This is a genomic window from Phenylobacterium sp. (assembly GCF_035944335.1).
GTDB lineage: Bacteria > Pseudomonadota > Alphaproteobacteria > Caulobacterales > Caulobacteraceae > Phenylobacterium.
The window spans coordinates 24,123-44,267 of record NZ_DASZBG010000088.1 but is presented as its reverse complement, the minus strand read 5'-3'; the positions used below and the strand labels follow the sequence as shown (position 1 = coordinate 44,267).

At 70.2% G+C, this 20,145-nt stretch carries 17 protein-coding genes; 7 read left to right on the top strand and 10 right to left on the bottom strand.

Annotated elements, in window-relative coordinates; translation table 11 throughout:
• Nucleotides 1–68: 68 nt before the first annotated feature.
• Nucleotides 69–1,370 carry a cytochrome P450 gene (locus VGT80_RS15230; RefSeq protein ID WP_327457253.1) on the bottom strand — a complete coding sequence of 434 codons (1,302 nt, stop codon included), beginning with the start codon at nt 1,368–1,370 and terminating at the stop codon, nt 69–71.
• 137 nt (nt 1,371–1,507) lie between these two features.
• Between VGT80_RS15230 and VGT80_RS15225 the strand changes: the two genes are divergently transcribed.
• Complete coding sequence (locus VGT80_RS15225; protein WP_327457251.1) at nt 1,508–2,590, top strand: hypothetical protein; 1,083 nt, start codon at nt 1,508–1,510, stop codon at nt 2,588–2,590.
• On the opposite strand, the gene map is transcribed toward VGT80_RS15225, so the two are convergent.
• The 7 genes from map to VGT80_RS15190 form a co-directional block, all read right to left on the bottom strand.
• On the bottom strand, nt 2,587–3,333 hold the full coding sequence (gene map, locus VGT80_RS15220) for a type I methionyl aminopeptidase (protein WP_327457249.1): 747 nt from the start codon (nt 3,331–3,333) through the stop codon (nt 2,587–2,589). The two genes, VGT80_RS15225 and map, sit on opposite strands and share 4 nt — an antisense overlap.
• 144 nt (nt 3,334–3,477) lie before the next feature.
• Nucleotides 3,478–4,458 (bottom strand): NADPH:quinone oxidoreductase family protein, encoded by a 981-nt coding sequence (locus tag VGT80_RS15215; protein WP_327457247.1) that lies wholly within the window; start codon nt 4,456–4,458, stop codon nt 3,478–3,480.
• Nucleotides 4,458–5,507, bottom strand: coding sequence for an alpha/beta hydrolase (locus VGT80_RS15210; protein WP_327457245.1), 1,050 nt, complete (start codon nt 5,505–5,507; stop codon nt 4,458–4,460). Before VGT80_RS15210 ends, VGT80_RS15215 begins: the two co-directional genes overlap by 1 nt.
• Nucleotides 5,507–6,133 (bottom strand): TetR/AcrR family transcriptional regulator, encoded by a 627-nt coding sequence (locus VGT80_RS15205; protein ID WP_327457243.1) that lies wholly within the window; start codon nt 6,131–6,133, stop codon nt 5,507–5,509. The genes VGT80_RS15210 and VGT80_RS15205 overlap by 1 nt, the downstream gene beginning before the upstream one ends.
• A gap of 218 nt (nt 6,134–6,351) precedes the next feature.
• Entirely contained in the window at nt 6,352–7,254 is a 903-nt protein-coding gene (locus tag VGT80_RS15200) for an SDR family oxidoreductase (RefSeq protein WP_327457241.1), read from the bottom strand.
• 63 nt (nt 7,255–7,317) lie between these two features.
• Nucleotides 7,318–8,115, bottom strand: a complete 798-nt coding sequence (locus tag VGT80_RS15195) for a DUF72 domain-containing protein (RefSeq protein ID WP_327457239.1) — start codon at nt 8,113–8,115, stop codon at nt 7,318–7,320.
• Between the two features lie 4 nt (nt 8,116–8,119).
• Entirely contained in the window at nt 8,120–9,733 is a 1,614-nt protein-coding gene (locus VGT80_RS15190) for a M28 family metallopeptidase (protein WP_327457237.1), read from the bottom strand.
• Nucleotides 9,734–10,073: 340 nt separating this feature from the next.
• On the opposite strand from VGT80_RS15190, the gene VGT80_RS15185 reads away from it, so the two are divergent.
• From VGT80_RS15185 to VGT80_RS15175, 3 genes are read left to right on the top strand one after another with little or no spacing between them, the layout of a single operon-like run.
• Nucleotides 10,074–11,498: a TolC family protein gene (locus VGT80_RS15185; protein ID WP_327457235.1), complete on the top strand. Its 1,425-nt coding sequence runs from the start codon at nt 10,074–10,076 to the stop codon at nt 11,496–11,498.
• Nucleotides 11,499–11,511: 13 nt separating this feature from the next.
• Nucleotides 11,512–12,561: an efflux RND transporter periplasmic adaptor subunit gene (locus tag VGT80_RS15180; RefSeq protein ID WP_327457233.1), complete on the top strand. Its 1,050-nt coding sequence runs from the start codon at nt 11,512–11,514 to the stop codon at nt 12,559–12,561.
• On the top strand, nt 12,558–15,680 hold the full coding sequence (locus VGT80_RS15175) for an efflux RND transporter permease subunit (protein ID WP_327457232.1): 3,123 nt from the start codon (nt 12,558–12,560) through the stop codon (nt 15,678–15,680). Before VGT80_RS15180 ends, VGT80_RS15175 begins: the two co-directional genes overlap by 4 nt.
• 25 nt (nt 15,681–15,705) lie before the next feature.
• Here VGT80_RS15175 and VGT80_RS15170 read toward each other — a convergent pair whose 3' ends face one another.
• On the bottom strand, nt 15,706–16,704 hold the full coding sequence (locus VGT80_RS15170) for a threonine/serine dehydratase (RefSeq protein WP_327457231.1): 999 nt from the start codon (nt 16,702–16,704) through the stop codon (nt 15,706–15,708).
• Nucleotides 16,701–17,123 (bottom strand): VOC family protein, encoded by a 423-nt coding sequence (locus tag VGT80_RS15165; RefSeq protein WP_327457230.1) that lies wholly within the window; start codon nt 17,121–17,123, stop codon nt 16,701–16,703. The genes VGT80_RS15170 and VGT80_RS15165 overlap by 4 nt, the downstream gene beginning before the upstream one ends.
• 96 nt (nt 17,124–17,219) lie before the next feature.
• Here VGT80_RS15165 and VGT80_RS15160 point away from each other — a divergent pair, with 96 nt between their 5' ends.
• The 3 genes from VGT80_RS15160 to VGT80_RS15150 all read left to right on the top strand — a co-directional run bounded on the left by VGT80_RS15160 (nt 17,220) and on the right by VGT80_RS15150 (nt 20,116).
• Nucleotides 17,220–17,831 carry an acyloxyacyl hydrolase gene (locus VGT80_RS15160; protein ID WP_327457229.1) on the top strand — a complete coding sequence of 204 codons (612 nt, stop codon included), beginning with the start codon at nt 17,220–17,222 and terminating at the stop codon, nt 17,829–17,831.
• 112 nt (nt 17,832–17,943) lie between these two features.
• Nucleotides 17,944–19,230 carry an adenylosuccinate synthase gene (locus VGT80_RS15155; RefSeq protein WP_327457228.1) on the top strand — a complete coding sequence of 429 codons (1,287 nt, stop codon included), beginning with the start codon at nt 17,944–17,946 and terminating at the stop codon, nt 19,228–19,230.
• A 73-nt stretch (nt 19,231–19,303) separates the two neighbouring features.
• Nucleotides 19,304–20,116 carry a response regulator gene (locus tag VGT80_RS15150; RefSeq protein WP_327457226.1) on the top strand — a complete coding sequence of 271 codons (813 nt, stop codon included), beginning with the start codon at nt 19,304–19,306 and terminating at the stop codon, nt 20,114–20,116.
• Nucleotides 20,117–20,145: the final 29 nt, after the last annotated feature.

The window sequence follows — 20,145 nt, the reverse complement described above, 5'->3', positions numbered from 1 at the left end:
CGCCGACACCCCCACCCCAACCCCTCCCCGCAAGGGGGAGGGGCCTCGCATTGGCTGGCTCGTCAAGGTCACGCCATCTCGAAGGCGACGGGCAGGCGCTTGGGGCCGTTGACGAAGACCGCTTCGCTCATGGCGGGCTCACCGGCCAGCTGCAGCTTCGAGAGGTGGGGGATCAGCTCCTCCCACAGGATGCGCATCTCCATCTTGGCCAGGTGCTGGCCCAGGCACAGGTGGGCGCCGTAGCCGAAGGCCAGGTGCTTGTTGGGGCGGCGATCGACGCGGAACCTGTCCGGCTCGTCGAACACCGCCTCGTCGCGATTGCCCGAGGCGTAGCAGAGCATCAGCCAGTCGCCCTTCTTGATGTCGCGGCCCGCGAATTCGACGTCGGCGGTGGCGGTGCGCATGAAGGTCTTCACCGGCGTCGCCCAGCGGATCGACTCGTCGACCAGGCTGGGGATCAGCGAGGGATCGGCCTTGACCTTGGCGAGCTCGCCGGGGTTCTCGGCCAGCGCCCAGAGCGCCGTGGCGGTCGACGAGGAGGTGGTGTCGTGCCCGGCGGTGGCGACGATGATGTAGTAGCTCATCGCTTCCAGGTCGGAGAGCGGCGCTCCGTCGACCTGGGCATTGGCGATCAGGCTTGCCAGGTCGTCCGATGGACCGGCCCGCTTCCGCTCCGACAACGCCCGGAAGTAGTTGAAGAAGTCGGTGATCACCGAGAAGTCGAGCTGGGCCTCCTCCTCGGGAAGGTCGGCGAGGTTGGCATTGGCATTGCGGCCGAGCTCCGGGTCGGCGGCGCCGAAGATCTCCTGGGTGAGCTTCAGCATTCGTGGCTCGTCTTCCTCGGGCACACCGAGGATCGTCATGATCACGTGCAGCGGATAGTGCAGGGCCACGTCGCGGACGAAGTCGCAGCGGCCGCCGGTGGCGGCCATCTTGGCCACGGCGGTCTTGGCGATGGCCCGGATGCGGTCCTCCAGGCTGCGCAGGTTCTGCGGCAGAAACCAGGCCTGGGTCAGCACCCGGTATTTCATGTGGTCCGGCGCATCCATGTGGATGAGGGTGCGCAGCAGGTGCGGGCTGCCGCCCATCATCTCGCGCACCTTCCTGTCGGCGGCCTGGCTGGTGATGATCGGCGCGCGGTCGCCATTGTGGAACAGGTCGTTCTGGCGGCTGATCTCCAGGATGTCCGCATGGCGGGTGACCACCCAGAACGGGTCGACGCCCTCGACCTCGGCGACGCCCAGCGGCTCATGCTTGCGCAGCCACCTGTAGGTCTCGTGGATGGTCCCGTCGGCGTAGGCGCTGGGCGTGAGCAGGCTCATCGCGCGGTCGGCGGGGATGCGGTGGTCGAGGGTTTCTGCGACGCTCATGATCCTTGCGCCAACCGGGTGACGCGCGGTCACCGGAGACGACGCCTCCCTTTTCTTCTTATGCTGCCGGCGAGTTGATACCCGGGCCGGCCGGCCCGCAAGACTGACGGCGCGTCAAGCAACAGGGGGAAACGGCCATGCTCACCCGCGGTGACGACTATCCGATCCACCAGACGCCGGAGCCGATCGCCTATGCCGGCAGCGACCGGAATTTCTACGACCGCTATTTCTTCAACGGCTATTCGCCGGACGGGTCGGAGTTCGTGGCGGTGGCCTTCGGGGTCTATCCGGCGCTGAACGTCGCCGACGCCCACGTCTCGATCATCCGCGGCAACGTCCAGCGCTGCCTGCACGCTTCGCGCGTGCTCGGCATGGAGCGGATGGAGCTCAGCGTCGGGCCGGTGAGGATCGAGGTGATCGAGCCGCTGCAGAAACTGAAGGTGATCCTGGCGCGCGCCGAGGGCCTGGCCTGCGAGCTCACCTTCGAAGGCCGCGCCTTCCCCATCGAGGAGCCGCGCTTCACGCGGCGCAACGGCCCCCGGATGTTCATGGACTACACCCGCCTGACCCAGAACGTGCGGGTTTCCGGCTGGATCGAGGTGGATGGCGAGCGCAGCCCGGTGGGGGCCGGCTGGACCGGCACGCGCGACCGCTCCTGGGGCATCCGGCCGGTGGGGGCGCCCGACGCGCAGCCGACGCCGGGCGGCGGGCTGGCCGGCTTCTTCTGGCAGTGGACGCCGATCAATTTCGACGACCGCAGCGTCTTCTTCCACGTGAACGCCGACCCGGACGGGAAGGCCTGGAACACCCGCGCGGTGATCCTGCCGGACGGGGCCAAGGCCGAGGGCGGCGTCCATTCGGACAGGCCGCGAATGGAAGACGTGACGCTCCGCCAAGGCACGCGGCACGCCGAGCGCGGGACCTTGCGGATCCCGGTCGAGGGCGGCGAGGCGGAGGTCCGGCTGGAGCCCATGGGCTATCCGTTCCTGATGCGCGGCATCGGCTATGGCGGGGAGTGGCGCCACGGGGCGCTGAAGGGCGAGCTCGCCGTGGGCCGCGAGGACATCGACCTGGCGAGCGTCGACATGGCGGCGCCGGAGAACTGGCACATCCAGGCGATCAGCCACGCGACGCTCACCGCGCCGGGCGAGCCGGAACGGCGCGGGATCGGGGTGTTCGAACAGCTGATCGCCGGGCCGTACAAGCCGTACGGGCTCTAGGCCAGGGTCAGCACCACCGGCCCGCGGCGGGTGGCGACGAGGGTGTGTTCGTACTGGACGGTGGGCTGGCGGCCGGTGGGGCGCAGCGTCCAGCCGTCGCCGGTCTCCTCGACCCAGTCGCCGCCCCGCGACAGGAAGGGCTCGATGGTGAACACCAGACCCTCGGCGATGACCCGGCGGTCGGAGGCGTCATGCCAGGTGGCGATCTCCTTGGGCTCCTCGTGCAGGGCGCCGCCGACCCCGTGGCTGGCGAGGTTCCGGATCAGGCTGTAGCCGTTCTTGTCGGCGAAGGCCTCGATGGCGCGCCCGATCTCGTTCAGCTTGCCGCCGGCCTTCACGGCGCGGATGCCGGTCCACAGCGCGCGGCGGCCGTCGCGGCACAGGCGCTGGGTGCTCGGGTCGTGCGGCGGGACCTGGAAGCTGGCGCCGGTGTCGGCGAAATAGCCGTCCACCTCGGCCGAGACATCGATGTTGATCAGGTCGCCGGCGGCCACGCGGCGGTCGTCGGGGATGCCGTGGGCGACGTCGGGGCCGATGGAGATGCAGGTGGCGCCCGGGAAGCCGTAGGTGAGCTCCGGCGCCGAGCGCGCGCCCTCGCGCGCCAGCATCGCGCGGCCGAGGTCGTCGAGCTCCTTCGTGGTGATCCCGGGCTCCAGCGCCGCGCCCATGGCGGCGAGCGTGCGCGCGACGATACGGCCGGCGATCTTGAGCTTTTCCAGGTCGTCTTCGCTGCCGATGGTCATGCTTCACCTGCTCGTCCCGGCGAAGGCCGGGATCCAGATGGAATGGCTCAGATGTGGGTTCGAGAAAAGCCGCGTTGTTCCAACCTATCCATAGATTTCCGATCTGGGTCCCGGCCTTCGCCGGGATGAGCGGAATTTGGGCGGTCACAAATCCGGTCGGATGATGGTCTTGCCGATGACCTTGCGGGCCGCCAGGGAGTCGAAGGCTTCGCGCCACTGGTCGAGCGGATATTCCTTGTCGACGCGGGGCTTCACCAGGCCGTCCTCGGCGAGCTTCCAGATCGCCTCGTGGTTCTCGCGGCCCTTGGCGGGGAACTGGCGGCCGTATTCGCCGGCCCGGACGCCGATCACCGAGAAGCCCTTGATGAGGGCGATGTTGACCGGCAGCACCGGCAGGCGGCCGGAGGTGAAGCCGATGGAGAGGATGCGGCCGCCGAAGGCGATGCAACGCAGGCTCTCGTCGAAGACGTCGCCGCCGACCGGGTCATAGATGACGTCGGCGCCCTTGCCGCCGGTGATCTCCTTGACCCGCTCGCGGAAGCCGCCGGTGACGTTGACCGTGGCGTCCGGGGCGTATTCGGCTTCCAGCACCGCCAGCTTGGCGTCTGAGGCCGAGGCCGCGATCACCTTGGCGCCCAGGAGGCGGGCGAGGTCGACGGCGGCCAGGCCCACGCCGCCCGCCGCCCCATGCACCAGCACCCACTCGCCAGCTTGCGTCTGGGCGCAGCGGACCAGGCCGACATAGGCGGTGAGGTAGGCGACGGAATAGCCGGCGGCCTGGGCGAAGGAGAGCGTCTCGGGCTTGCGGCGCAGGCCCTGGGCCGGCAGCACGACATATTCGGCGACGCCGCCGCGGCCGCCGCCGGCCACCGGATCGCCGATGCGGAAGGCCGTGACGCCCTCGCCCAGGGCGTCGACCTCGCCGGCCAGCTCCATGCCGGGGACGAAGGGTACGGTTGGCTTGTGCTGGTGCTCGCCGCGGGTCTGCATCAGGTCGGGGAAGTTGACGGCCGCCGCACGGACCTTGATGCGCACCTCGCCGGGGCCTGGCTCCGGGACGGGGATATCCTTGACGATGCAGCCGGCGTAATCGGCCGCCAGCCGCTCCACGACGAGGGCGCGCATCAGGCGATCCGGCCTTCGAAGCCCTCGCGGACCAGGCCGGCGATCTCGCGGCAGGCGACGTCGGCGCAGGGCACGGCTCCGGTGAAGGCCGTGAAGCCGTGGCTCAGGCTGTCGTAGCAGCGGTAGGCGACGGGGACGCCGGCGGCCTTGAGCTTGCGGGCATAGGCCTCACCCTGGTCGACCAGGGGGTCGAAGCCGGCGGTGACCACGACGGCGGGCGCGAGGCCCGCAAGGTCGGGCTCGGCGAGCGGGGAGAGGCGCGGATCGGAGGGATGGTCGGCGGCGCCCATGTAGTGGGCGGCGAACCAGTCCAGCAAGGCGCGGGTCAGGGGATAGCTCTCGCCATAGATGGTCATGGACGCGCTCTCGCAGGCCACGTCGACCCAGGGATAGATCAGCAGCTGCAGGGCGGGTTGCGGCTCCTTGGCCTTGCGCAGCGCCTGGCAGACGGTGGCCGCGAAGCCGCCGCCCATGGAATCGCCGCCGACGGCCACGGCGCCCTTGGGCGCACCGAACCGATCGGCGTTGTCGCGGCCCCAGCGGACGGCGGCGAGCATGTCCTCGAGCCCCGTCGGGAAGCGATGCTCGGGCGCCAGGCGGTAGTCGACGGAGATGACCGGCGCGCGGGCGACCTTGGCCAGGATGGTGCAGAAGGTATGGCAGGTGTCGAGGTCGCCGATCACGCCGCCGCCCATGTGGGCATAGACCAGCAGCGGAGCGTCGGGCGCCTGGGCCTCGGGACGATAGGCGCGGGCCGGAATGGCGCCGGCCGGGCCCTCGATCGTCAGGCTCTCGACGCGCACGCCGGGCTCGGGATCGCCGGTGACGAGCGCGATGCCGCCGGCGCTGGCGGCCCGCGCGTCGGGCGGGGTGAGCACCTGCATCGGCGGGGCGTTACGGGCCTGGGCGGCCAGGAACTGGATGCGCGGGTCGAGCGTGCGTCCGCCCTGGTAGACCACGCCCCCGCCGGACATCAGGCGCAGGATCGGCGCGGGCAGGCTGAGGAGCTTGTGGGCGATGAACCGCTGCGTCGAGGCGCTGGGCGGCATCAAGCCGGCGCCTTGGGAAGGCCCTTGAGGCCGTTGAGGATCATGGCGGTGGCGAATTCCGCGGCGGCCTTGGTGTCGATGGGGCGGCGCTCCAGCATCCGGTCGCCCACCTCGCGGGCCACGGCGATGCAGGAGGCGGCCATGAACACCGGGTCCGAGAGGTGGCCCCCGCGGCCGGCGATGGCCTGTTCCATGGCGTCGCGCACCTCGTTGAAGACCGCCGTGGTCTCCGGCGTCTCGCCCTGGATGTGGACGTGCGGCTCGTTGGGCGGCCGACGCGCGGTCCAGCTCTGGTGCTCGTCGGCGATGAAGTCGAAATAGGCCTGCAGCGCGCGGCGGACGAAGACCTCGAAGTCCCCGGAGGACTGGGCGCGGATGGCCTTGAGGATGGGGGCGAAGCGCCGCGCGCCGTCGTCGGCGAGGGCGGCGAACACCTCCTCTTTCGACCGGTAGTAGTTGTAGAAGGTGCCGGCCGCCAGGCCCGTGCGGCGGATGATGTCGCGCACGGTGGCGGTCTCGTAGCCCAGCTCCCCGAACACCGCGCGGGCGGCGTCGAGGATCGCCTGGCGGTTCTGGACCTTGGTCTGCTCGCGCTTGCCGACCGGGAGATAGGCGACCTGGGACATTGGGTTCTGGAGACTCAAAAAGTGACGCGCGTCATTCTAGCCTGCCCTTCCCGTTCACGGGAAGGGGGGACCGCACGCCGACGCCCGCGCAGGCGGGCGGTAGAGCGGGTGGTGGGAAGGGCGAGGGTTCTGCAGTGGGCTTGGCTCGCCCTCTCCACCATCGGCTCTTCGCTGCGCTCGGCCGACGGTCCCCCTCTCCCGCTTCGCGGGAAAGGAAGTCACACCGTCCTTTGCGCGCGATCCTTTTCGTTGGCGCCGCGGATGGCGTTGCGGGCCTGCTCCCACTCGGCGTCGCCCCAGCTGGCGAGGTCGGCGCGGCCGCGGCCCGCCAGGTGGCCGCCGCCGTCGATGGCGATGGTCTGGCCGTTGACGTAGGACGAGCCGGGATCGAGCAGATAGACGGCGAGGTTGGCGAGCTCGCGCATCTCGCCGGTGCGGTTCAGCGGGATGGTCGGGTCGGCCTTGGCCTGCTCCGTGGACTGGCCGGGCGACAGACGGGCCCAGGCGCCTTCGGTGGGGAAGGGACCGGGGGCGATGGCGTTGAGCCGGATGCCGCGATTGCCCCATTCGACGGCCAGCGACTGGGTCATGACGTTGAGGCCCGCCTTGGACATGGCCGAGGGCACGGTGAAGGGCCCGCCATGCCAGACCCAGGTGGTGAGGATCGAGACCACCGAGGCGTGGTTCCCATCGGCCAGCCAGCGCTTGCCGCAGTCGAGCGTGACGAAGAAGGAGCCGCGGAAGACGATGTTGGCGATGGCGTCGAAGCCTCTGGGGGAGAGGTCCTCGGTGCGGCTGATGAAGTTGCCGGCGGCGTTGTTCACCAGGCCGGTGAGCGGGCCGTCGGCCCAGACCTGGTCGAGCATGTCGTGGATGGCCTCCGGCACGCGGATGTCGCAGGCGAGGCCCGTGCATTTGCCGCCGTGGGCGTCTGTGAGCTGCTTGGCGGTCTCCTCGACCACCCCGCCGCGGCGGCCGCAGATATAGACCTCCGCGCCCAGCATCAGGCAGGCCTCGGCCATCACCTTGCCCAGGCCGGTGCCGCCGCCGGTGATCAGGATCCGCTGGCCCTTCATCAGGCCCTCGCGGAACATCAGGTCGCTCATCGAAAGCTCGGCCACGTCGCGTCCTCCCTCAGGTCAAGAGCCAGTCGGCGACTCTGACGCCGGGTCGGTCAAGGGCCTTCAGCCGGCGCGCGCGATCAGGGCCAGGGCGGCGGCGGGGGCGCGGACCTTTCCCTCGTGGATGACGAAGGCGTAGACGTCGCGGGGGACCTTGGCGGCCTCGTCGGGGGCGATGGCGGGCAGGTCAGCGGGACGGCCGCCCTGCGCGTAGGCCTTGAAGCGGCCGGCCCAGAGGTCGAGGTCGGCCGGCGGATAGGCCGTCTCGATGTCGTCGGAGCCGGTCTGCAGGCGGGCGTAGACCAGGGGCCCGGTCACGTCGGCGATCAGCGGATAGGATCCGTGGTCGGCCAGGCAGACCGTGACGCCGTATTTGCGGGCCAGCGCGATGAACTCCGGCGTCTGGAAGCTGGCGTGGCGCGGCTCGACCACATGGGTGAGCGGCAGGCCGTCGAGGGTGGCGGGCAGCAGCTTCAGGAAGCCCTCGAAGTCGGCGGCCTCGAACCGTTTGGTCCCCATGAATTGCCACAGGATCGGGCCCAGCCGGTCGCCCAGCTCGGAGATCCCCTGGTGCAGGAACTTCTCCATGGACTCGCCGATCTCGGCCAACACCTTGCGGTTGGTGCAGAAGCGCGAGGCCTTCACCGCGAACTTGAAGCCCTCGGGGGTCGAGGCGCGCCATTTGGCCCAGCTGTCCGGCTTGAAGGTCGAATAGTAGGTGCCGTTGATCTCGATGGCGGTCAGGTGAGAGGCGGCATAGGCGAGCTCGTCGGCCTGTTTCAGGCCCTTCGGATAGAAGGTCCCGCGCCAGGGCTCGAAGGTCCAGCCGCCGATGCCCGCCCGGATTTTCCCCGCCGCCACCGGACTACTTCCGGGCCGCCGCGGTCTTGTCGCGGGCCGCCTTGAACTCCGCGCCCGGCTTCCACTGCGGCCATTCGCGCGACGTCGCCAGCCGGCGGCCGAGGTCGTAGAGCACCTGGGTTTCCTGGACCATGCCGGAGAGATCCCAGTTGGGATCCCACTCGTCGGCGGGCTGGTGATACTTGGTCTTGACGTACTCCTCGCTGGCGGCGCGGCCGGCGGCGACGCCGCCCTTCTCCAGGTCGGGGCCCGCGCCGATCGACATGGCCGGCACGCCGCGCTTGGCGAAGGAGAAGTGGTCAGAGCGGTAGAAGGAGCCGGCCTCAGGATTGGGGTCGGGACTGAAGGACATGCCGTGGCCCTTGGCCACCGCCACCAGGTCGTCCTGCAGGGTGAGCGGGGCATTGCCGGAGCTGCTCACGTCGCGGGTGCGGCCGTTGACGTTCATGGAGTCCATGTTGATGTCGGCGACGGTGGTGGCGAGCGGATAGAGCGGGTTCGCGGCGTAGTACTCCGAGCCCAGCAGGCCCTTTTCCTCGGCGGTGACCGACATGAACATGACGGTGCGATCGGGGCGCGGCGCCTTGCCGTAGAGCCTCGCGAGCTCGATCAGCTCGGCGACCCCGGAGGCGTTGTCGACGGCGCCGTTGTAGATGCGGTCGCCCTTCGCATCGGGCAGGCCGACGCCCAGATGATCCCAGTGGGCGGTGTAGATGATCCGCTCGTTCGGCCGCGCCTTGCCGGGCAGGACGCCCACGACATTGTGGCTGACCACATGCTCGGCCTTGACGGCCATGTCGGTGGACCAGGTGACGCCCTTCAGGGTGACCGGCTTGAAATCCCGGGTCTGGGCTTCCTTCTTCAGGGCCTCGAAGTCGAGGCCGGCGGACTTGAAGAGGGCGACGGTCGGATCGCGCTGGATCCAGCCCTCCAGCGGGCTGTGGGCCTTGGACGGGTTCTTGCGGATGATGTCGAAGATGGCGTTGGTGTTGGAGTTCTTGACGGTGTTCCAGCCGTAGGCGGCCGGCGCCCGCTCGTGGATCACGATCATGCCCAGCGCGCCCTGGCGAGCGGCTTCCTCGTACTTGTAGGTCCAGCGGCCGTAGTAGGTCATGGCCTTGCCGCCGAAGTCGCCGACCCCGGTCTCGAAGTCGGGATCGTTGACCAAGACGAGGGCGATCTTGCCGTGCAGATCGACGCCCTTGAAGTCATCCCAACGGCGCTCCGGCGCCTTGACGCCGTAGCCGATAAAGACCACCGGCGCGTCCTTGATCGCCAGGTGGGTCTGGCCGGTCTGGGCGGCGCGCAGCGCGACCTCCTCGCCCTGTTTGAAGGTCAGGGTCTGGCCGCGGGCCCGCACGGTGGTGACCGGATCGCGGGTGTTCTGGAACTCGGCCAGCGGCACGTTCTGGGTCCAGGCGCGGCCGGCGCCGGTCTTGTCGCCGCCCGGCTGCAGGCCGGCGGCTTTGAACTGGGCCTCGATATAGGCCAGCGTCTTGGGCTCGGCGCGGGTGTTGGGTCCGCGGCCTTCGAAGGCGTCGGAGGACAGCACCTTGATGTCGCGGCTCATCAGGGCGGGATCGATGGTTGCGGGTGCGGCGAGGGCGGAGCCGGACATCAGAACGGCCGCGGCCGCCAACAGCACAGGTCTTTGCATTCTACTCTCGGGCAGGGGTTCAGGGTCGCCGGACCCTAGAGCGCGGCCGTCGAAAGTGAAATCCAGATTTGCCGCGGCCGGCGGTTCACGGCGGCCGTGAGGCGAAATCGCCTGGCCGTGGGGCCGGGCTGGTTTATATCGGCGGCGAAATCGAAGATCGGCGTTCGCATGCTCTTAGGCGCGTGCGGCCAAAGGCGTTGTCGGCGTGAGCCAGCCGGCGGCGTCTTTTGATACTATATGCATCCGAGTCCCGCGCCGGCGGCGACTATCGGGCAGTCGGGGATCCCAGTTCCAAAGCACCATGCGTCTCTCCCGCTCGGCCATCCTGATCGCGAGCCTGGCGCTCGCCGCCTGCGCGTCGGCGCGCAAGCCGGACCTGCGGCTACCGGCCGCCTATGAGGCGCCGAAGACGACGGGGATCCCGGCCGACGCCGCGGTGCTCGACCGCTGGTGGACGGTGTTCGGCGACGCCCAGCTGGACGGGTTGATCGACACCGCCCTGGCGGCCAACCCCGACGCCAGGAGCGCCGCGGCCCGGCTCGCCGAGGCGCGCGCCACGGCGCAGAGCGGGTTCACCCAGTTCCTGCCGCAGGGCGACGCCTCAGGCTCAGCCAAGCGCACCCACACCACCCAGCTGTCCGGCGCGGTGATCAATTTCCCCGGCTTCTCGACCAGCGGCGTGACCGAGCAGGACACGGCGAACCTGAACGTCTCGTGGGAGCTCGACCTGTTCGGCCGCATCTTCGCGGTGCGCCGGGCGGCGCGGGGTGACATCGCCGCGGCGCGGTTCGACTACGAAGGCGCCCGCGCCAGCCTCGCCGCCCAGGTGGCCGACGCCTATTTCCAGGCGCGCGGCCTGGCCATCCAGCTCGCCGACGCCCAGGCCACGGTGCGGATCGAGCAGGAGCTCTACGACATCGCCAGCAAGCGCGGGCAGGCGGGGCTGGCGGCCACCTCCGACGCCGACCGCGTGGCCGGCGACCTGGCCCAGGCGCGCGCCCAGGCGGAATCGCTCACCGCCGAGTTGCAGGCGGAGCGGCGGACGCTGCTGATCCTGGCCGGCCGGCCGATCGAGCCCACCACCAGTGTCGATGTGGCGCCCAACGTCGGACGCATTCCGCCGGCGCCGGCGACGATCCCCAGCCAGCTCCTGGAGCGGCGGCCCGACGTGCGCCGGGCGCAGGCGCAGGTGCAGTCGGCGTCGGGGCGGCTGCTGTACCAGGATCTGGCCTTCTTCCCGCTCTTCAACCTGACTCCGGGCCTCGGCTGGTCGCGGGTGGTGGAGCCGGGACTCCGCACCACCGCCGACAGCTGGACGATCGGCGGCAGCTTCACCCAGCCGGTGTTCTCCATCCCCAAGCTGCTGTCCGACCTGAAGGCGCAGAACGCGCGGACCGAACAGGCGGTGATCGCCTATGAGAAGGCCGTGCAGACCGCCTTCGGCGAGGCCGAGAGCTCGCTCGTGCGGCTGGACGCCGACAACCGCCGCGTCGCCTTGCTGACCGATGGCGAGGCGCGCGCCGCCCGCGGCTATGCGGCGGCGCGCAAGGGCTATTCGTTGGGCCTGACGGATTTGCAGACCGCCTTGTCCGCAGAACAGTCGTGGCGGGCCACCCGCACCCAGCTCACCACCGCCCAGGTCGCGGGCTTGCGACAGGCGGTGACCACCTTCAAGGCGTTGGGCGGCGGCTGGCCGGCCGAGCGCTATCCGATCAAGGCCCAATGAAGTGAACGCCCCCATGAGCCGCCGCATCCCTCTCGTCGCCCTCGCCGCCCTGGCGCTTTCGGGGACGCTCGCCGGCTGCCGCAAGCCGCCGCCCAAGCAGACCGAGGCCCAGCAGGCCCGCGCGGTCAGCGTCGCGCAGGTCGAGCCGCGCGCCATCGTCGGCGCGCTCGCCGCCTCCGGCGACCTGGTCCCGCGGGAGGAGGCCGCCGTGCAGCCGGAGGTCACCGGCTATCGCGTGGCCGCGGTGCTGGCCGACGTCGGCCAGTACGTGAAGAAGGGCCAGGTGCTGGTGCAGCTCGACCCGACCCTGATCGAGGCGCAGATCGCCCAGGCCGAGGCCAACGCCGAGCAGGCCGCCTCCCAGGCCGCCCGGGTCAAGGGCCTCGACAAGGAGGGCGTGCTGCCCGAGGAGCAGATCCAGCAGCGCCGCTTCCAGGCGCGCGCCGCGGCCGCCCAGCTGAACGACCTGAAGACCCGCTATTCGAAGATGTCGGTGCGGGCGCCGGTTTCGGGCCTGATTCTCGAGAAGACCGTGCGGCCGGGCGACCTCTCGGCCGGCGGCGCCACGCCCTGGTTCCGGATGGCCCGCGACGGCCAGATCGAGCTGGCCGCCAATATGAGCGAGGAAGACCTGGCCCGCGTGCGCCCCGGCCAGTCAGCCACGGTCACCCTGCCGAGCGGAGCGGTGGTGCAGGGCCACGTGCGCCTGATCAGCCCGCAGATCGACCCGCAGACCAAGCTCGGCCAGGCCCGCGTGCTGCTGCCGGTGTCGAACGCCGTGCGCTCCGGCGGCTTCGGCCGGGCGGTATTCGGCGACGCGGCCGGAACGGCCCTGGCGGTCCCGGAATCGGCGGTGCGCTATGACGCCGACGGGGCCAGCCTGATGACCGTGGGCGCCGACAACCGGGTGCACCGTGTGCTGATCGAGGCCGGGGCCCGCGGCTCGGGCCTGGTGCAGATCGTCAAGGGTCCGCCGGCCGGGACGCGGGTGGTGGCCAACTCGGCCTCCCTGCTGCTGGAAGGCGACCTGATCAGGCCGATCGACGCGGCGCCCCACTCATGAGCGAGCCGGCCCGCCGCAGCTTCGCGATCTCCGCCTGGGGCATCCGCAACCCCGTCCCGGTGGCTGTGCTGTTCCTCGGCCTGGTGCTGGCGGGGCTGATTTCCTATTCCAGCCTGGCGATCAAGCAGTACCCGAACATCCAGTTCCCGGTGGTCGCCGTCACGGTGACCGAGAACGGCGCCTCGCCGGCCGGCATGGAGACCCAGGTCACCCGGCCGGTGGAGGATGCGCTCTCCGGCGTCACCGGCGTGAAGAACCTGCAGTCGGTGGTGACGCAGGGGGTCTCCACGACCTCGATGCAGTTCGAGATCGGCGAGAACCTGCAGAAGAAGACCGACGAGGTTCGCTCGAAGATCGCCCAGGCGCGCGCCGCGCTGCCGCGCGACATCGACGAGCCGATCGTCCAGCAGGTGGAGGTCGACGAGGTCGCCCCGATCCTGACCTATGCGGTCTATGCGCCGGCGATGAGCGACGAGCAGCTGTCGTGGTTCATCGACGACACGGTGTCGCGCCAGCTGCAATCGGCCAAGGGCGTGGCCCAGGTCAACCGCGTCGGCGGCGTGGCCCGCGAGATCAACGTCATCGTCGATCCCGACAAGCTGGCGGCGCGGGGGCTCACCGCGACCCAGGTGAACAATGCGCTGCGCGGCTTCCAGATCGACGCGCCCGGCGGACGCGCCCAGGTGGGCGGCCGTGAGCAGAACCTCCGCGTGCTGGGCAACGCCGCGACGCTGGACGACCTGCGCCAGCTGACCATCCCGACCGGCGCCGGGCGCTATGTGCAGCTCTCCGACGTGGCCGACATCGGCAACGGGGCCAGCGAGCCGCGCGGCTTTGCCCGGCTGAACGGCCGCCCGGTGGTGGGCTTCCAGGTTTCCAAGACCAAGGAGGCCTCCGACGTCACCACCGACGATGCGGTGACCGCGACGCTGGCCAAGCTGCACAAGGACAATCCGGGCGTCACCTTCTCGAAGATCTCCTCGACCGTCGACACCACCCGCGACAGCTTCAAGGCCACCACCCACGTGCTCACCGAGGGCATGCTGCTGGCGGCGCTGGTGGTGTTCTTCTTCCTGCGCGACTGGCGCGCGACCCTGATCACAGCGGTCGCCATGCCGATCTCGCTGATCCCGACCTTCTTCGTGATGAAGATGGCCGGCTTCTCGCTGAACATGGTGACGCTGCTGGCGCTGACGCTGGTGATCGGCATCCTCGTGGACGACGCGATCGTCGAGATCGAGAACATCGAGAAACGGGTGGAGCGGGGACTGCGGCCGTTCCAGGCGGCGCTGGAAGGGGCAGACGCCATCGGCCTGGCGGTGGTGGCCACCACCATGGCCATCGTGGTGGTGTTCACGCCGGTGAGCTTCATGCCGGGCATCCCGGGCCAGTTCTTCCGCGAGTTCGGCCTGACGGTGTCGGTGGCGGTGCTGTTCTCGCTGGCCGTCGCCCGCCTGGTGACGCCGCTGATGGCGGCCTACCTGCTGCTGCCCAAGGCCCACTCCAAGCCGCGCAAGCCGTTCGACGGCTTCTATCGCCGAGTCCTCGACTGGGCGCTCGCCCACCGGATCATCTGCGCCATCGCCGGCGCGGTGCTGTTCTTCTCGACCTCCGGCCTGGTGGTGCTGCTGCCGCAGGGCTTCCAGCCGCCCGGCGACCCGGATTTCCTCTATGTCGACATCCAGGGCCCGCCCGGCGCGACCGTGCAGGACATGAGCCAGACGGCCCAGGAGATCACCGACCTGTTCCAGAAGCAGCCGGAGGTCAGGGGGACCTTCATCCAGGTGGGCTCGACGGTGGCGGTGTTCGGGCCGGGCGGCGGGGGCGGCGGCAGCGACCTGCGCAACGGCACCGCGACCATCCTCCTGGACCCGCACCGCAAGGTGAGCGGCGATCAGCTGCGGGCCCGCCTGCGCGAGGAGCTGCGCAAGATTCCCGACGCGCGGCTGACGTTCCTCGATTTCCAGGGCACGCCCGGCTACCAGCAAATCCTCACCGGCGACAATCCGCAGAACCTGCAGGCCGCCTCGCTGGAGCTGGAGCGCGAGATGCGCAAGCTGCCGCAGCTCGCCGACCCGCGGCCCTCGAGCCCGCCGGTGGGACCCGAAATCGTGATCCGCCCGAAGGCGGCCGAGGCGGCGCGGCTGGGGGTGTCCTCCGACGCCATCGCCACGGTCGCCCGCGTGGCCACGGTCGGCGACATCGACGCCAATGTGGCGAAGTTCGAGGAAGGCGAGCGGCGCATCCCGATCCGCGTCCGCCTGCCGGAGACCGCGCGCGCCGACATCGAGCGTCTGCGCTCGCTGCACGTGCCGACCGCCAGCGGCGGGGCGACCACGCTGGAGAGCGTCGCCGACATCGACTTCGAGGCCGGCCCGGCGCGCATCGACCGGCTGAACCGTCAGCGCCAGATGACAGTGCGGGCCGAGCTGAACGGCGTCGAGATGGGCGTGGCCCAGAAGGCCGTGAACAACCTGCCGATCATGAAACACCTGCCGCCCGGCGTGCATCCCGCGGCGATCGGCAACCAGCAGGCCATGGCCGAGCTGTTCGGCGGCTTCATCGTCGCCTTCGGGACGGCCATCTTCCTGATGTTCGCGGTGCTGGTCCTACTGTTCCGCAGCTTCTTCAAGCCGATCGTCATCCTGGCGGCGCTGCCGCTGTCGTTCGGCGGCGCGTTCATCGGCCTGCTGATCTTCAACCTGTCGCTGTCGATCCCGTCGCTGATCGGCTTCCTGATGCTGATGGGGCTGGCGGCGAAGAACTCGATCCTCTTGGTGGAGTACGCCATCGAGCGCGAGCGCGAGGGCATGAGCCAGCACGACGCCCTGCTGGAAGCCTGCCGCGAGCGGGCGCGGCCGATCATCATGACCACCATGGCCATGGCGGCCGGCATGCTGCCGACGGCCTTTGCGCTGGAGAAGGGCTCGGAGTTCCGCCAGCCGATGGCGGTGGCGGTGATCGGCGGCCTGATCACCTCGACCATGCTGTCGCTGGTGCTGGTGCCGGTGGTCTATGAGTTCGTCGACGATTTCGAGCAGTGGCTGAAGCCGAGGCTGGCGAAGCTGATCACCCCGCCGAACGCGCCCGTGACGCCCGCGCCGGAGGACAGGCTCTGATTTCCCTCCCCATCAAGGGAGGGAATCAGACTTCGCCCTTGATCACTTGCGCGAACAGCTCCGGGTCGACGTTGCCGCCGGAGAGGACGAGGCCGACGGTCTGGCCCGGCTGGACCTTGAGCTTGCCGGTGAGCAGGGCCGCCAGGCCCACCGCGCCGCCGGGCTCGACCACCAGCTTGAGGGTCTCGAAGGCGTAGCGCATGGCCTCGGCGACCTCGGGATCGGTGATGGCCAGGGCGCCGGCCAGGTTCGCCTGCAGGATCGGGAAGGTGAGTTCGCCAGTGACGGCGGATTCCAGGGCGTCGCAGAGCGAGCGGCGGAAAGGCTTGATGGCGGTGCGCCGGCCAGCCTCCAGCGACAGCCGCAGGTCCTCGAAGTCGGTGGGTTCGACGCCCCACAGCGTGGTGCGCGGCGACAGCGCCCGGACGGCGAGGGTGATGCCGCCCAGCAGACCGCCGCCGCCCACCGGGGACAGCAGCTGGTCGAACTCGGCGCCCAGCGCCTGCGCCTGGCGGACCATCTCCAGGCCCACCGTGCCCTGGCCGGCGATGATATGCGGATCGTCGAAGGACGGGACGGTGACCGCGCCGGTCTCGGCGGAGATGGCGGCGGCGATCTGCTCGCGGCTCTCCGTCAGCCGGTCGAACAGCTCGATCTGCGCGCCATAGGCCTTGGTGGCGGCCATCTTGATGGCGGGCGCATCGGCCGGCATGACGATCCGCGCCGGAGTGCCCAGCAGCTTGGCGGCGAGCGCCACGCCCTGGGCGTGGTTGCCGGACGAATAGGCGACGACGCCGCGCTTGCGCTCGTCGGGGCTGAGCTGAACCAGGCGATTGTAGGCGCCGCGGAACTTGAAGGCGCCGACCCGCTGCAGGGTCTCGGGCTTGATCAGCACGCGGGCGCCGATCCGCGCGTTGAGCGCCGGGCTTTCGATCAGCGGGGTGACCACGGCGTGGCCTGCCAGGCGCTCGGCGGCGGCCTCGACGTCGGCGAAGGTGACGCTCCTGTTCAAGGTCTCGCTCATCTGGCGAACACCTGGGCGTCGTCGGCGAAAGCCTTGAACTCCAGGGCGTTGCCGGAGGGATCGAGGAAGAACATGGTCGCCTGCTCGCCGGGCTGGCCCTTGAAGCGCACCTGCGGGGCGATGATGAACCGGGTCCCGGCGGCCTTCAGGCGCTCGGCCAGGGCTTCCCACTCCGGCAGTGTCAGGATCACCCCGAAGTGGCGGACCGGGACGTCCTCGCCATCGACCGGACTGGTGGCGCGGGAGGCGGCTTCCCCGGGCGAGAGGTGGGCGACGATCTGGTGGCCGCGGAAGTCGAAGTCGACCCAGTCGTCGCTCGAGCGCCCCTCCGGGCAGCCCAGCAGCTCTCCGTAGAAGGCGCGGGCCTCGGCGAGGTCGCGGACCGGGAAGGCGAGGTGGAAGCGCGGCAGGTCGGTCATGTTCGCCTAAATATCGCGCCGCCGCGCCGCGCGCGAGAGGCCTTCCGCTAACAGCCGGGACAGCTAAGCTGCCGTCGGGATCGGGGAGCGCGACTCATGTTCGGCAAGTGGGCCTTGATGGCCGTGGGCGCGGCCCTGGCGACGGCCGGACCGGCTGCGGCGGCGGAGCTGCTCGCCGGAGCCTTCATCCACGACGCGGCCTTCATCGGCGGCGCCTTGGGCACCGGCTCGGCGGACCGTGAGAAGGGCGCCGACATCGAGCTCGGCATCCGGTCGGACCGCATCGAGGCGCTGGGCCTGATCGGCGCGCCGCAGGCCCACGCCTTCGTGTCCGTGAACACCAGCCACACCTCGGACTTCGTGGCGGCGGGGCTCTCCTGGCCCATCGGCCTGACCCACGGCCTCTATCTCCGCCCCGGGATCGGCCTGGCCTACACCGACGGCAAGACCAACCTGCCGCCGGTCAATGCGCCGGGGCTTGCGCCGGCCGAGATCCAGCGACGGCTCAACCTCTTCGAGACGCGCATCGATTTCGGATCGAGGTTCCTGTTCGAGCCGGAGCTGGCGCTGGGGGCCCGCTTCAACGACCGCTGGAGCGCGGAGCTCAGCTGGGTGCACATCTCCAACGGCGAGATCTTCCACCACGGCAAGAACCAGGGGCTTGACGATGCGGGGGTGCGGGTGATCTACGCCCTCGGCGCCAGATAGGCGAAAGAGCTGGGCCGGTAGGCTCCGCGCCCCACAATCGATCACGATCCCCCGCCGAGCACCTGTCGAAGGGCGGGAGGGATCCGACCCGGCGGGTTGCAGGATCGTACCCATGGCCAATGTGACGGTGATCGGCGCCCAGTGGGGTGACGAGGGCAAGGGCAAGCTGGTGGACTGGCTGTCCAACCGCGCCGACGTGGTGGTGCGCTTCCAGGGTGGCCACAACGCGGGCCACACGCTGGTGGTGGGCAATGAGGTCTACAAGCTCTCGCTGCTGCCGTCGGGGGTGGTGCAGGGCAAGCTTTCCGTCATCGGCAATGGCGTGGTGGTCGATCCCTGGCATCTCCTGGAAGAGATCGCCAAGATCGGCGGCCAGGGCATCGCGATCACCCCGGACCTGCTGGTGCTGGCCGACAACGCCTGCCTGATCCTGCCGCTGCACAAGGACCTCGACCAGGCGCGCGAGGCCGCCGCGACCCAGAAGATCGGCACCACGGGGCGCGGCATCGGCCCGGCCTATGAGGACAAGGTCGGCCGGCGCGCGATCCGGGTGGCCGACCTGGAGGACCGCGAGGCGCTGGAGGCCAAGATCGACCGGCTGCTCGCGCACCACGGCCCGTTGCGGCGCGGGCTGGGACTGCCGGAGGTGGACGCCGCGGCGCTGCTGGCGGCGCTGGAGACGATCGCGCCCAAGATCCTGCCGTTCGCCAAGCCCGCCTGGCTGCTGCTGGACCGGGCGGTGAAGGCCGGCCGCCGGGTGCTGTTCGAAGGGGCGCAGGGGGCGCTGCTGGACGTGGATCACGGCACCTATCCGTTCGTGACCTCGTCGAACACTGTGGCGGGGCAGGCGGCGGCGGGTTCGGGGCTGGGCCCGAAGGGCGCCGGCTATGTGCTGGGCATCGTCAAGGCCTACACCACCCGGGTCGGCGAGGGGCCGTTCCCAACGGAGCTGTTCGACGAGATTGGCCAGCGGATCGGCGAGGTCGGGAAGGAATTCGGCACCGTCACCGGCCGGGCGCGGCGTTGCGGCTGGTTCGACGCGGTGCTGGTGCGCCAGTCGGTGGCGTTGAGCGGCATCAGCGGCGTCGCCCTGACCAAGCTGGACGTGCTGGACGGCTTTGCGATCCTGAAGATCTGCACCGGTTATCGGCTGGCCGGCCAGCCGCTCGACCACCTGCCGGCGGGGCTGAAGGCGCAGGGCCAGCTGGAGCCGGTCTATGAGGAGATGGAGGGCTGGAGCCAGAGCACGCAAGGCGCGCGCTCCTGGCGCGAGCTGCCGGCCAATGCGGTGAAATATGTGCGCCGCATCGAGGAGCTGATCGGCGCGCCGGTCGCCTTGCTGGGCACCAGCCCGCAGCGCGAGGACATGATCGTGGTGCGCGACCCGTTCCAGGATTAGGGAGAGATACCCGGGTTCTCGTAATGCGTTCTTTACCGACGCAGCCCTAGGCAAGCTCTACGGAGCAGAGCCTGTGTTCGACAACGACGCCAAGATCATCGAGCGGATGGCCCCCCTGCTGCGGCGGGTGCTGATCGCCGATCCGCATACGGCGAACGCCCGCCAGCTCGGCGAGCTGATCCGCAGCATCGTCCGTTGCCAGGTCTGGGCGGCGCCCAATACCGACAAGGCGCTGAAGCTGGCGGGCACGGTCGAGCCCGACCTGATCTTCGTCGAACTGAGCGCCGAGCGCCTCGACGGCGTGGAGTTCACGGCCAAGCTGCGGCGCAGCGCGCTCAGCTGCCGTCAGGCGCCGGTGATCATCGTCACCGGCCAGGCGACAGCGGCGGCGATCCTGGCCGCGCGCGACGCCGGCGTGCACGAGTTCCTGCGCCGGCCGTTCACGGTGAAGGACCTGCTGCGCCGGCTGGAAGCCATCACGCTTCGCCCCCGCGACTGGATCGAAGCGGTGGACTATGTCGGGCCCGACCGGCGGCGGTTCAATTCCGGCGACTATTCCGGCCCGCTGAAGCGCCGCTCGGATGCGCCGGTGACGCCGGATTCGGCGCGCACCTCCCAGGCGCTGAAGATCGTGCGCTCGGCGATCGCGGCGGTGCAGAAGGACCCCGTGCAGGCGCTGCGCGCCCTGCAGACCCAGGGGCTCGACCTGCAGAAGGCGGGCGTCAAGGCGGGCGACATGAAACTCACCAACGCCGCCATCGAGTTCAACCGCTACCTCGGCCAGGTCGAGCGGGCCGGCGGCTTCGACGTGGCCGAGCTCGAGCGGCGCGCGGCGCCCCTGCTGGCCTACCTGCCGAAGGACGAGAGCGGGGCGGTCGCGGCGTAAGAGACCTTCTCCCGTAAGGGGAGAAGGGA

Excerpts from the sequence above, each read along its gene's own strand:
- VGT80_RS15160 (WP_327457229.1), top strand. The coding sequence starts at position 17,220 with ATGTTCGGCAAGTGGGCCTTGATGGCCGTGGGCGCGGCCCTGGCGACG.
- VGT80_RS15175 (WP_327457232.1), top strand. The coding sequence starts at position 12,558 with ATGAGCGAGCCGGCCCGCCGCAGCTTCGCGATCTCCGCCTGGGGCATC.
- VGT80_RS15205 (WP_327457243.1), bottom strand. The coding sequence starts at position 6,133 with ATGTCCCAGGTCGCCTATCTCCCGGTCGGCAAGCGCGAGCAGACCAAG.
- VGT80_RS15230 (WP_327457253.1), bottom strand. The coding sequence starts at position 1,370 with ATGAGCGTCGCAGAAACCCTCGACCACCGCATCCCCGCCGACCGCGCG.
- VGT80_RS15190 (WP_327457237.1), bottom strand. The coding sequence starts at position 9,733 with ATGTCCGGCTCCGCCCTCGCCGCACCCGCAACCATCGATCCCGCCCTG.
- VGT80_RS15170 (WP_327457231.1), bottom strand. The coding sequence starts at position 16,704 with ATGAGCGAGACCTTGAACAGGAGCGTCACCTTCGCCGACGTCGAGGCC.
- VGT80_RS15165 (WP_327457230.1), bottom strand. The coding sequence starts at position 17,123 with ATGACCGACCTGCCGCGCTTCCACCTCGCCTTCCCGGTCCGCGACCTC.
- VGT80_RS15215 (WP_327457247.1), bottom strand. The coding sequence starts at position 4,458 with ATGCGCGCCCTCGTCGTGGAGCGGCTGGCGGCCGATTACGCCGGCTGC.
- VGT80_RS15180 (WP_327457233.1), top strand. The coding sequence starts at position 11,512 with ATGAGCCGCCGCATCCCTCTCGTCGCCCTCGCCGCCCTGGCGCTTTCG.
- VGT80_RS15185 (WP_327457235.1), top strand. The coding sequence starts at position 10,074 with ATGCGTCTCTCCCGCTCGGCCATCCTGATCGCGAGCCTGGCGCTCGCC.
- VGT80_RS15210 (WP_327457245.1), bottom strand. The coding sequence starts at position 5,507 with ATGCCGCCCAGCGCCTCGACGCAGCGGTTCATCGCCCACAAGCTCCTC.
- VGT80_RS15225 (WP_327457251.1), top strand. The coding sequence starts at position 1,508 with ATGCTCACCCGCGGTGACGACTATCCGATCCACCAGACGCCGGAGCCG.
- VGT80_RS15155 (WP_327457228.1), top strand. The coding sequence starts at position 17,944 with ATGGCCAATGTGACGGTGATCGGCGCCCAGTGGGGTGACGAGGGCAAG.
- map (WP_327457249.1), bottom strand. The coding sequence starts at position 3,333 with ATGACCATCGGCAGCGAAGACGACCTGGAAAAGCTCAAGATCGCCGGC.